12 protein-coding genes are annotated in these 10,997 nt (G+C 72.8%); 6 read left to right on the forward strand and 6 right to left on the reverse strand.

Annotated features, from left to right (window positions below; translation table 11 throughout):
• Positions 1 to 2: 2 nt before the first annotated feature.
• Both IE249_RS06965 and IE249_RS06970 read right to left on the reverse strand, forming a co-directional pair.
• Positions 3 to 410, reverse strand: a complete 408-nt coding sequence (locus IE249_RS06965) for an SseB family protein (protein ID WP_189703885.1) — start codon at positions 408 to 410, stop codon at positions 3 to 5.
• Between the two features lie 228 nt (positions 411 to 638).
• A complete protein-coding gene (locus tag IE249_RS06970; RefSeq protein WP_189703886.1) occupies positions 639 to 968 on the reverse strand; it encodes an STAS domain-containing protein in 330 nt (109 codons plus the stop codon).
• Between the two features lie 131 nt (positions 969 to 1,099).
• Here IE249_RS06970 and IE249_RS06975 point away from each other — a divergent pair, with 131 nt between their 5' ends.
• Entirely contained in the window at positions 1,100 to 1,429 is a 330-nt protein-coding gene (locus tag IE249_RS06975) for a helix-turn-helix transcriptional regulator (RefSeq protein ID WP_189703887.1), read from the forward strand.
• A gap of 13 nt (positions 1,430 to 1,442) precedes the next feature.
• On the opposite strand, the gene glpK is transcribed toward IE249_RS06975, so the two are convergent.
• Both glpK and IE249_RS06985 read right to left on the reverse strand, forming a co-directional pair.
• Entirely contained in the window at positions 1,443 to 2,972 is a 1,530-nt protein-coding gene (glpK, locus tag IE249_RS06980; protein WP_189703888.1) for a glycerol kinase GlpK, read from the reverse strand.
• A gap of 46 nt (positions 2,973 to 3,018) precedes the next feature.
• Entirely contained in the window at positions 3,019 to 3,786 is a 768-nt protein-coding gene (locus IE249_RS06985; RefSeq protein WP_189703889.1) for an IclR family transcriptional regulator, read from the reverse strand.
• A 145-nt stretch (positions 3,787 to 3,931) separates the two neighbouring features.
• Between IE249_RS06985 and IE249_RS06990 the strand changes: the two genes are divergently transcribed.
• From IE249_RS06990 to IE249_RS07000, 3 genes are all read left to right on the forward strand, one after another.
• Positions 3,932 to 4,357: an ATP-binding protein gene (locus tag IE249_RS06990; RefSeq protein WP_189703890.1), complete on the forward strand. Its 426-nt coding sequence runs from the start codon at positions 3,932 to 3,934 to the stop codon at positions 4,355 to 4,357.
• Positions 4,358 to 4,527: 170 nt separating this feature from the next.
• The gene (locus tag IE249_RS06995) at positions 4,528 to 5,979 is read left to right on the forward strand and encodes a purine-cytosine permease family protein (protein ID WP_229857723.1); all 1,452 of its coding nucleotides are present in this window, start codon (positions 4,528 to 4,530) and stop codon (positions 5,977 to 5,979) included.
• A 119-nt stretch (positions 5,980 to 6,098) separates the two neighbouring features.
• Positions 6,099 to 7,253 carry a Gfo/Idh/MocA family protein gene (locus IE249_RS07000; RefSeq protein ID WP_189703891.1) on the forward strand — a complete coding sequence of 385 codons (1,155 nt, stop codon included), beginning with the start codon at positions 6,099 to 6,101 and terminating at the stop codon, positions 7,251 to 7,253.
• 16 nt (positions 7,254 to 7,269) lie between these two features.
• Here the strand turns inward: IE249_RS07000 and IE249_RS07005 are convergent, their stop codons facing one another.
• Entirely contained in the window at positions 7,270 to 8,085 is an 816-nt protein-coding gene (locus tag IE249_RS07005; RefSeq protein WP_189703892.1) for a helix-turn-helix transcriptional regulator, read from the reverse strand.
• Between the two features lie 62 nt (positions 8,086 to 8,147).
• Between IE249_RS07005 and IE249_RS07010 the strand changes: the two genes are divergently transcribed.
• A complete protein-coding gene (locus IE249_RS07010) occupies positions 8,148 to 8,864 on the forward strand; it encodes an SDR family oxidoreductase (RefSeq protein WP_189703893.1) in 717 nt (238 codons plus the stop codon).
• 120 nt (positions 8,865 to 8,984) lie between these two features.
• Positions 8,985 to 10,013, forward strand: a complete 1,029-nt coding sequence (locus tag IE249_RS07015; RefSeq protein ID WP_189703894.1) for an alcohol dehydrogenase — start codon at positions 8,985 to 8,987, stop codon at positions 10,011 to 10,013.
• A gap of 66 nt (positions 10,014 to 10,079) precedes the next feature.
• On the opposite strand, the gene IE249_RS07020 is transcribed toward IE249_RS07015, so the two are convergent.
• Entirely contained in the window at positions 10,080 to 10,859 is a 780-nt protein-coding gene (locus IE249_RS07020; RefSeq protein WP_189703895.1) for an alpha/beta fold hydrolase, read from the reverse strand.
• Positions 10,860 to 10,997 lie beyond the last annotated feature (138 nt).

Consider the following 10,997-nt stretch of genomic DNA (forward strand, 5'->3'; position numbering starts at 1 on the left):
GCTCAGCCCTCCGGCCGGGCCAGCAGGGTCCGCACGCCCTCGGAGGTCAGCGTCAGGCCGTGCGGGGAACTGGCGTCGATGGTGAGCGACAGGTCGTCGGCGGGCCACTGGGAGGCGAGCGCGCCGAGCGGCACCAGACGGTAGCGGGAGACGAAGGGCAGCAGCTCCGACATCTCCAGTTCCGAGGTGAACACGGGCACCACCGGCACCCCGCCCGGCTGTTCCAGGACCGGCAGCGCCACCGCCGAGGGATTGGTGGCGTCCTCCTCGCTCACGTCGTCGGGCACGGGGATCAGGACGTCGCTGCCGGCGAGCGTGTCCAGTGCCACCGCGTCCTCGGCGTTCTCGGCGAGGACGTCCAGCGCCTGCTGGGCGCGCGTCGCGGTGTTGTCGTTCGCGGGTGTGTCCATGGCAGATTCCCTGGTAGCGACGGTCGTGCGGCCGCCCGGACGGTGCTCGTCCCGGGCACGGTCCTGCTCGCGTACCCGATCATCGGCGGCGCAATCACACCAGTACAGGGGGAAGCGCCGGACATGGCGGCGGGCCCTCCGCGATACGCGACGCGGAGAGCCCCCCGGGGCTCACTTCCGAACCCCGTAGGGTCCGGGTAACCACGACTTGGGGGCCGATTCGCCGTTTCACTCCGGCTTGGCGCCGGCCTCCGCGTCCGCCGAGAACAGCGGGCGCGTGCCCGTCAGGGCGAGCAGGCGCTCGGCCACCGGGGCCGCGGCGGTGACGACGATGGTCTTGCCCTGGGCGAGGGCGCGGTGGCGCAGGCTGATGAGGATGTTGAGGGCCGAGCAGTCGCAGAACGCGACCGCCCCGAGGTCCAGGTCGACACCCCGGACCGAGCACGCGAGAGCCCGCCGCAGGGCGCGCTGGAACGCCTGACCGGCGTCGAGGTCCAGCTCGCCACGCACCGCCACGACCACCCGGTCGCCGACGGGACGGCTTTCGATCACCGGCATGACCGCCTCTCTCAACCGTGCGCGCCCGTCTTCCCGCAACAGGCTCGCTCCCCGTATGGAACGCGTCAAGGTATACCGGAAAACTTGTTCATGCTTTTGTATACATGAAACGCGGACCTTAGTCTTGGGTCATGGAAAGGGAGGGAGTGCCCGAGCCGCACACCGGATGGACGTTCGTGACGAACCACGCCCGGGTGCTGGCCGCGATCGCCGACAACAACAACGCCCGGATCCGCGACATCGCCGCCCACTGCCGGCTCACCGAACGCGCCGTCCAGAAGATCATCGCGGACCTGGAGCGCGACGGCTATCTCTCCCACACCCGGGAGGGGCGCGGCAACATCTACCGCATCGATCCGAGCAAGGTGCTGCGCCATCCGGCCGAGGCCGGACTGACCGTGGCCTCCCTGCTGTCGCTTCTGGTCAAGGCGGAGGCCGGGCACTCCGGCCCCGCGGACTGAGGCGGCGACGGCGTTACCGGGGCTTCTCGACCCGCTCCCCGGGTGACCGGATCCAGCCCAGCGAGCGCTGCACGGCCCGCTGCCAGGACTCGTACTCCCACTCGCGCCGCTCGGGGTCCATGTCCGGCAGCCACTGGGCGGCACGGTGCCAGTTGCGGCGCAGGACCTCCATGTCCGGCCAGTAGCCGACCGCGAGTCCGGCCGCGTAGGCGGCGCCCAGCGAGACCGTCTCGGCCACCAGGGGGCGCACGACGGGCACGTCGAGCACGTCGGCGAGCATCTGCATGAGCAGGTTGTCGGAGGTCATGCCGCCGTCCACCTTGAGCTGTTTCAGAGCGAGCCCGGAGTCGGCGTTGACCGCGTCCACGACCTCCCGGGTCTGCCAGGCGGTGGCCTCCAGCACCGCCCGGGCCAGATGGCCCTTGGTGATGTACGAGGTCAGGCCGACCACCACGCCCCGGGCGTCGCTGCGCCAGTGCGGGGCGAAGAGGCCGGAGAAGGCCGGCACGATGTAGCAGCCGCCGTTGTCCTCCACCGTGCGCGCCAGCGTCTCGATCTCCGGCGCGGTGCTGATCATGCCGAGCCGGTCGCGGAACCACTGGACCAGTGAGCCGGTGACGGCCATCGGGCCCTCCAGCGCGTACACCGTGGGCTGGCCCGCGATCTTGTACGCGACGGTGGTGAGCAGCCCGTTGCGGGAGCGGACCAGGTCGGTGCCGGTGTTCATCAGCAGGAAGCTGCCCGTGCCGTAGGTGCACTTGGCCTCGCCGGGCGAGAAGCAGGTCTGCCCGAACAGGGCCGCCTGCTGGTCGCCGAGGGCGGCGGTGATGTGCACCCCCGGGAGCAGGGCGCGGGCCTCGCCGTAGCTCTCGGCGGAGGAGCGGATCTCCGGCAGCATCTCCCGGGGCACCCCGAAGAAGTCCATCAGTTCCGGGTCCCAGGTCAGGGTGCGGATGTTGACGAGCATGGTGCGGCTGGCGTTGGTGGGGTCGGTGATGTGCAGTCCGCCGTCGGCGCCGCCGGTGAGATTCCAGATCAGCCAGCTCTCCATGGTGCCGAAGAGGACCTCGCCGTCCCGGGCGCGCTGCTCCAGGCCCTCGACGCGGTCGAACAGCCAGCGGATGCGGGGGGCGGAGAAGTAGGTCGAGGGGGGCAGGCCGCAGCGGTCGAGGAAGAACTCGTCGCCGGGCCGGTCGCGCAACTCGTCGACCAGCGGCGCGGTGCGGGTGTCCTGCCAGACGATCGCCCGGCCGAGCGGGGCGCCGGTGCGCCGGTCCCAGAGCACCGTCGTCTCCCGCTGGTTGGCGATCCCGATGGCGGCGATCTGCGCGGGGTCCACTCCGGCGCCGGCCAGCGCCTCGGGGACGATGCGCTGGAGGTTGCGCCAGATCTCGACCGCGTCGTGCTCGACCCAGCCGGGGCGCGGGAAGTGCTGCTGGTGCTCGCGCTGGGCGACGGAGCACAGCCGTCCGCGGTGGTCGAACAGGATGCATCGTGTGGACGTGGTGCCCTGGTCGATGGACATCACATACCGTTCCACCATGTCGGCCTGCCTTCCGATGCGTCGCGCGGGTGGGCCCTGTGGAGACCTACCAGCGGGCGGCTCCCAGATCTCGGGAGATCGCCCGGGCGGCCTCCCGGAGCAGGGCGGTCAGTGCGGGCAGCGGCCGTCCGCGCGGGTCGCAGATGCGCTCGACGGGACCGGACAGCCCGATGGCGCCCACCACGAGGCCGCCGTGGCCCCGGATCGGCGCGGCGATCCCCGCGTCGCCCATGCTCATCTCCTGCACCTCGGCGCCCCAGCCGAGCTCCCGGATCCCGGCGAGCTCCCGGTCGATGTCCTCGGGAGTCACCAGGGTGTGCCGGGTGTACGCGGCCAGGCCGTCCTCGGAGGGCGGGTCGAGGGAGGCCGCCCCGAAGGCCAGGAGGACCTTGCCGAGCGAGGAGGCGTGCAGCGGCAGCAGCGCGCCCACGTCCAGGGTCTGCAGGGTGTCGTCCGGCCGGAAGACGTGGTGGATGACGAGGACCTGGCCCTCCAGGGGCGTGCCGAGGCGTACGGCCTCGCCGCTGCGGGCGGCCAGCGCGTCCGCCCAGTTGATGGAGCGCGAGCGCAGCTCGTTGACGTCGAGATAGCTGGTGCCCAGGTGCAGCAGGGCCGCCCCGAGCTGGTACTTTCCTGTGGCCTCGTCCTGCTCGACGAAGTCCACGTGCTGCAGTGTGCGTAGGATGCCGTGGGCGGTGCCCTTGGCCAGACCGAGGGACGACGCCACTTCGCCGAGGCCCAGCCTGCGCGGGCCACCGGCGAGCAGGCGCAGGATCGCCGCTGCTCGTTCGATGGACTGGACAGGTCCGGCCATGGAGCGATCGTAGCCCGATTTGCCCTGATCGGGACTGGCGTTCGGCAATGCCGACCGCCGTTCATTGACCGCCGTGCGCTGGTTGCCTAGCGTGCTTGACACGCCCGGCCACCGGTCGGCAGCGCCGCCCTGACAAGGAGGGCACATGACCGTAGCCCAGCTCGACGCAGTGCCCCGTGAGGAGGCCGCCCACGGCATTCCGCTGCCGCAGGCCCCCGGGGGCGTCAGTGCCGTGCGCAGGCGCGTGCGTCAGGTCCTCAGCGGCTGGAACCTGTCGACGGAAGCCGCCGAGGACGTGCTGCTGGTGGTCTCGGAGCTGGTCACCAACGCGCTCGTGCACGCCAGGCCGCCCGCGACCCTGCGGCTGTGCCGCGTCCCCGTGCAGGGCCGCGGGGCCGTGCGGGTCGAGGTGACCGACCAGGGGGCGGCGGCCGTGCCCGGCCCGTCGTCCGCTCCCGACCCCGACGAGCACGGCCGGGGCCTGGGCATCGTCACCGCGCTGTCGGCCCGCTGCGGCGTCCTCACCCACCGGGGCGGCACCAGCCGCTGGGCGGAGGTGCCGGCGGGCTGAGCGTCCCGGCGCCGGGGACTCGCGACCGGGCGGTCCGGGCGCCGGTCCTGCGCGCGAGTGCCATGCCGGTGTGCGCGTGCGCAGGCGGGTGCCCGGGTTGACCGCGGGCCTTCGGGGGTCGACTGTTGCCCCAGGGGTGATCCGCACTCGGGACGCACTCGGGAGGCGCCGTGAGCACATCCGCCGAGCCGCGGGTGACGGGCCTGGAGGTCCGGTCCATCGACTACGTGCCCCTGGACGAGCGCCACGGCAAGCTGTGGCACCTGGGGCCCCTGTGGTTCATGTCCAACGCCCAGATCGCCACCCTGGCGGTGGGCCTGATCAGCATCACCGAGGGCGGCAACCTGATCTGGTCGCTGCTGGCCATCGTGACGGGCACCGTCGTCGGCACCTTCTTCATGGCGTTCCACTCGGCCCAGGGCCCGCAGCTGGGGCTGCCGCAGATGATCCAGTCCCGGCCCCAGTTCGGCTATGTCGGAGCCCTGCTGGTGTGGCTGTTCGCCTATGTGCAGTACGCGGGCTTCAACGTCTTCAACACCATCCTCGCCGGCGAGGCCCTGCACACCACCCTGCACGGCGGCGTCAAGCTGTGGGTGCTCGTGGTCACCGCCGTCGCCCTGGTCGTCGCGCTCGTCGGGTACGACATCATCCACAAGGCCGAGCGGATCCTGACGTACACCTTCCTGGTGGTCTTCGGGGTCTTCACGGTGGCCGTCCTGGTCAACCTGCACTACCCGGCGGGCTCCTTCGACCTCGGCGCCTTCAAGTGGACGCCGTTCCTGGCCCAGTTCGGCGTCGTCGCGGGCTACCAGATCAGCTGGGCGATCTACGTCTCGGACTACTCGCGCTATCTGCCGCCCGACGTGACCGTCCGCAAGACCTTCTACTGGACGTACTTCGGCTCCGCGCTCGGCGGCATCTGGCTCATGGTGCTCGGGACCCTGCTGGCCGCCTGGGCGGGCAAGGGCTTCGACACGATCCCCTCCATCAACGCGGCAGGCGACACCGTGTTCACCGGATTCGGCGCGGTGGTGCTGCTGTTCGCGGCCCTCGGCCTGGTCTCCGTCACCGCCCTGAACATGTACGGCGGTTCGCTGACGCTGATCAGCGGCATCGACTCCTTCCGCCGGGTGCGGCCCACCCTCGGCGTACGGCTGCTGACCCTCGGGCTGACGGCGGTGCTGTCCCTGATCGGCGCGCTGGCCGCGACCTCCCACTTCCTGGAGAACTTCAACGACTTCCTGCTGCTGGTGCTGTACCTGTTCATCCCGTGGACCGCGGTGAACCTCATGGACTACTACGTGGTGCGCCGCGGGCACTACGCGATCGCCGAGATCTTCAACCCGCACGGCATCTACGGCCGCTGGGGCTGGCAGGGCATCGTCTCCTACCTGGCCGGCTTCGCCGTCATGGTGCCGTTCTTCTCGGTGGGCACCCTGTTCGTCGGCCCGGCCGCGCACGCGCTGGGCGGTGCGGACATCTCCCTGTTCGTCGGGCTGCCCGTCTCCGCGTTCCTGTACTGGTGGCTGACGAGGTCCATCGACGTGGAGGCCGAGCAGCGGCTGGCGGAGGCGGAGGCCGCGGAACTGGACCGTGCGGCGCACGAGCACCGCGAGCCCTGAGGCGCTCGCCGGGTGCTGTCCGGATGTCTTGACATGGAACGGTTCCACCGCGCAGGGTGAGCCGCAGGTTCTGGATCGGTCCGGGTACGGGTTCCCGGGCGGGCTGCGGAGGGGCTGTCATGGTGAACACGCTGGGCGTCGCGGTCGTCGGGTTCGGCTGGATGGGCCGGGTGCACACCCAGGCGTACGCCAGAGTGCTCCACCACTTCCCGCGACTGCCCCTGCGCCCGCGCCTGGTCTCGGTCGCCGACGAGGTGCCCGGCCGGGCCGAGGAGGCGGCGGCGCGCTACGGCTTCGACAGCGCGACGCGCGACTGGCGGGAGGTCGTCGCCGATCCCCGGGTCGAGGCGGTCAGTGTCACCGCCCCCAACTTCCTGCACCGCGAGATCGGCGTCGCCCTGGCCGAGGCCGGCAAGCACCTGTGGATCGAGAAGCCCGTGGGCCTGACCGCCGACGACGCCCGCGCGGTCGCCGACGCCGCCGCCAAGGCCCGGGTGGCCGGCACGGTCGGCTTCAACTACCGGAACGCACCCGCCGTGGCCGCCGCCCGCGAGATGCTCGCCGCCGGTGAGATCGGCGCGGTCACCCACGTCCGCATCCGCCTGCTGAGCGACTACGCCGCCCACCCCGACGGCGCGCTGACATGGCGCTACGAGCGGGAGCGCGGCGGCAGCGGAGTCCTCGGCGACCTCGCATCGCACGGGGTCGACCTGGCCCGCCATCTGCTCGGCGAGATCGACTCGCTGGCCGCGGACACCGCCGTGTTCGTGCCCGAGCGGGCCCGCCCGGCCGGCGCCACCGCCGGTCACACCCGCGCGGCCGGAGGGGTCCTGGGCCCGGTCGAGAACGACGACTACGTCAGCTGCCTGCTGCGTTTCGCCTCCGGCGCGCGCGGTGTCCTGGAGGCGAGCCGGGTCGCCGTCGGCGAGCAGAACAACTACGGCTTCGAGATCCACGGCACCGAAGGCGCCCTGTTCTGGGACTTCCGCCGCATGGGAGAGCTCGGCGTCAGCCGCGGCGCCGCCTACCAGGACCAGCCCGTCGCCACCGTGTACGTGGGCCCCGGGCACGGCGAGTACGGCGCCTTCCAGCCGGGCTCGGCCAACGCCATGGGCTACGACGACCTCAAGGTCGTCGAGGCCTCCCACTTCCTGCGCTCCATTGCCGACGGCGCCCCGCACGGCGCCACCCTGGAGGACGCCGTCGCCTCGGCGGCGGCGCTGGACGCCATGGCCCGCTCCGCCACCGAGCGCACCTGGGTGAGTCCGGCCTGAGGGCCGAAGGCGCGGTTCAGGGCAGTACCGCGGACAGTTCCTCCAGGGCCCGCGCGGAGGGCGAGCCGGGGTCGGCCGTGATCAGGACGACCTCCTGGTCGTCCTCGGGCACGAGCAGCACGTCGCAGTTCAGCCGGAGGGCGCCCACGGCGGGGTGGTCGAGGACCTTGGTGCGGTGACCGGGGGCGTGGACCGGCCGCGTCTCCCAGATCTGCCGGAACTCCTCGCTGCCGGCGCGCAGTTCGGCCAGCAGCGCGGCGAGGCCGGGGTCGTGCGGGTAGCGGTCGGCGGCCCGCCGCAGCCGCGCCACCACCACGTGCCCGAACTCCTCGGCGCTCGAACTGCCGTAGGTCCGGCCGCCCGTGCCGAGGAAGCGGCGGCGGGCCAGGTTGGCGGCGCCGGTGCCGAGGTCGCCGCCGAGCAGGCGCTGTGCCAGCGGGTTCCAGGCGACGACGCCGTAGGCCGCGTCGGTGACGATCGCGGCGGTCCCCGGCAGGCGGCGCAGCATCCGGGCCACGTGCGGGCGCACCCGGCGCACCGCGCCCGCGCCGGGCGGCACCGCGGATCCGGCCAGCCGGAACAGGTGGCTGCGCTCGGCCGGGGCGAGCCGCATGGCCTGCGCGAGGCCTTCGAGCACGCGGTCGGAGGGCCGGGGCCCGCGCGCCTGCTCGAGCCGCGTGTAGTAGTCGACCGAGATGTGCGCCAGCTCGGCCACTTCCTCGCGCCGCAGGCCCGGCACACGGCGGATCGCGGCCCTCGGGAAGCCGGACGCCTCGGGCCCGAGGGCCTGACGGCGTTCCCGCAGGAAACGGGCCAGTTCCTGCCTCGCCATGCTGCCTCCCTGGTACAGCCTGTCCCTGGCACGCGGGGACCGGGCGGGGGACGGTGGGTGCCATGAACGATCGCACAGCACTGGTCACCGGTGCCAACAAGGGCATCGGCAAGCACATCGCACGGCTGCTCGCCGCCGAGGGCTTCACCGTGTACGTCGGCTCGCGGGACGCGGAGCGCGGCCGGCGGGCCGTGGCCGAGATCGGCGACGGCGCACGTCGACTGGACCTGGACGTGACCGACCCGGCGAGCGTCGCCGCGGCGGCGGCGCGGGTGGACCGCCTGGACGTCCTCGTCAACAACGCCGGCATCGCGGTCACGCTCGACCCGCCGGAGGCGTCGGGCATGGCGGAGTTCCGGGACACCTTCGAGACCAACGTGTTCGGGGTGGTGGCCGTGACCAACGCCTTCCTGCCCGCGCTGCGCCGGTCCGCACGGCCCCGGATCGTCAACGTCTCCAGCGGCACCGCCTCGCTGACCTGGAGCACCGGCCCGAACCCGCAGTTCCTCTCCGGCGCGGGCGGGGCCGCCGCGTACCGCTCGTCCAAGGCCGCCCTGAACGCGCTCACCGTCCTGTACGCGCTGACGCTGGACGGGGAGGGCTTCAAGGTCAACGCGCTCGCCCCCGGCGCGCGGGCCACCGATCTCACGCCCCGGGCCACCGAACTCGGCGGCGACCCGGCGGAGGGCGCGGAGGGTGCCGTACGTCTGGCGCTGCTGCCCGACGACGGGCCGACCGGCGGCTTCTTCTCCTGGGACGGCACGCCCGTGCCGTGGTGAGGGCGGGTCCGGCAGGCGCGGGGCGTGCCCCGGCGGGGGCGCGCTCGGCGCGCGGGATCGGCGGTGAGCTGGTGTGCTGGGGTGCGGGGGACGTCGTAGCAGCCGCCGCGGGAGAGACAGATGACCAGTACCTACAGAGTCGCGCAGGTGGCCGCCGCCGGCGGCTCGTTCGAGATCGCCGAACGCGAGGTGCCCGAGCCCGGTCCCGGTCGGGTGCGGATCGCGGTGGAGGCCTGCGGGATCTGCCACAGCGACGTCCTCTTCGTGGACGCCGCGGTGCCCGGCGTACGGTTCCCGGTGGTGCCCGGACACGAGATCGCCGGACGGATCGAGCAGCTCGGCGAAGGTGCCGCGGACCGGGGCTGGCAGGTGGGCGACCGGGTGGCCGTGGGCTGGTTCGGGGGCAGTTGCGGACACTGCGAGCCGTGCCGCCGGGGCGACTTCATCGTGTGCGACTACCTGAAGGTCCCCGGCTGGGCCTACGACGGCGGATTCGCCGAGCGGACCGTCGCGCCGGTGGACGCGCTGGCGAGGATCCCCGACGCCCTCGCGGCGAGCGACGCCGGGCCGATGGCGTGCGCGGGCGTCACGGTGTTCAACGGGCTGCGGCGCAGCGCCGCGCGCCCCGGTGACCTGGTCGCCGTGCTCGGCATCGGCGGCCTCGGGCACCTGGGCGTGCAGTACGCGGCGGCCATGGGCTTCGAGACGGTGGCCATCGCGCGCGGGGCCGACAAGGCCGACCTCGCCAAGCAGCTCGGCGCGCATCACTACGTGGACAGCACGGCCGGCACGCCCGTCGCCGAGGCGCTGGGGGCGCTCGGCGGCGCGAAGGCGGTACTGGCCACCGCGGGCAACTCGGAGGCCATCACGGCGACCGTGGACGGGCTGACGCCGCGGGGCGAGCTGGTGGTGATCGGCGCGACGCCCGAGCCCATGGGGATCAGCCCGGTCCAGCTGCTCATGAAGGGCAAGGTGGTCCGCGGCCATCCGTCGGGCACCTCGCAGGACGTGCAGGACACCATGGACTTCAGCGCCCTGCACGGGATCCGCCCGATGACCGAGACGGTGCCGCTGGAGCGGGCGGACGAGGCGTACCGGAGGATGCTCTCCGGCGCGGCCCGCTTCCGCATGGTGCTGACCACCGGCTGACGCGGGCGTGCGGGCCGGGCCGGCCGGGTTCCGTGGAACCCGGCCGGCCCGGTGTGCGGCGCGCGCTCAGCCGCGGGCGGCGAGGAAGCGGTCCAGTGCCGCCGTCAGTTCGGCCGGCTTCTCCAGCGGGATCTCGTGGCCTGCGTCGATGACGCGGACCTCCGCGTCCGGGCAGGCCTTGGCCATCCGCAGCATCTGCCGCACGGGCAGCTGGATGTCGTGGTAGCCGTGCACCAGCAGGACCGGCACCCTGATCTCGCCGAGCCGGTCCAGGACGTCGAAGGCGCGCATCGCGGAGTAGCACGTCATGACGACCTCGCGCGGGGTGGCGGCCGAGGCCCGGATGTGGCGGCGGATGTCCTCGCGCGGGTGGCCGGGGGCGAAGGCGCGCTGGATGTTGGCGGCGACGAACAGCTTGAACGGGACGAGGGTGGAGGCCGCCATCAGCAGCCCCCTGCCCCGGCTGTAGGTCATACGGCTGATGGAGCCGACCAGCACCAGGCTCTCGACCCGTTCGGGCTGGGCGAGTGCGATGGTCTGCGCGATCATCCCGCCCATCGAGTGCCCGACGAGCACGCACCGTTCGATCTTCAGATGGTCCAGGAGCGCGACGACGTCCGCCGCCGCCGCCTCGATCGTGCGTGAGCCGGCCCCGCCGCTCTCACCGTGCCCGCGCAGGTCCAGCCGGACGACCCGGCGGCCGGCGGAGAAGTGGTCCAGCTGGTGGTCCCAGCGGTGCCGGTCGGCCGTCCAGCCGTGCACGAACACCAGGGGCACGCCGTCACCGTCGCGCGGGCCCTCGTCGTCGTACGTCAGCAGCGCGCCGTCGGCCTCGAGCTGCGGCATGGGGCACCTCCGGGAGTGCAATCGGGTTACTGGCGAGTACGGTAGCGGTGGTCCGGGCGCTCGTCACCGCCGTTCGTCCAGGAAGTCGAGGATGTGACCGAACACGTCCAGGGCTGCGCCCCGGCCGATGAACGTGTC

It is taken from the genome of Streptomyces anandii JCM 4720, from assembly GCF_014650655.1.
In the GTDB taxonomy this organism is placed as follows: domain Bacteria; phylum Actinomycetota; class Actinomycetes; order Streptomycetales; family Streptomycetaceae; genus Streptomyces; species Streptomyces anandii.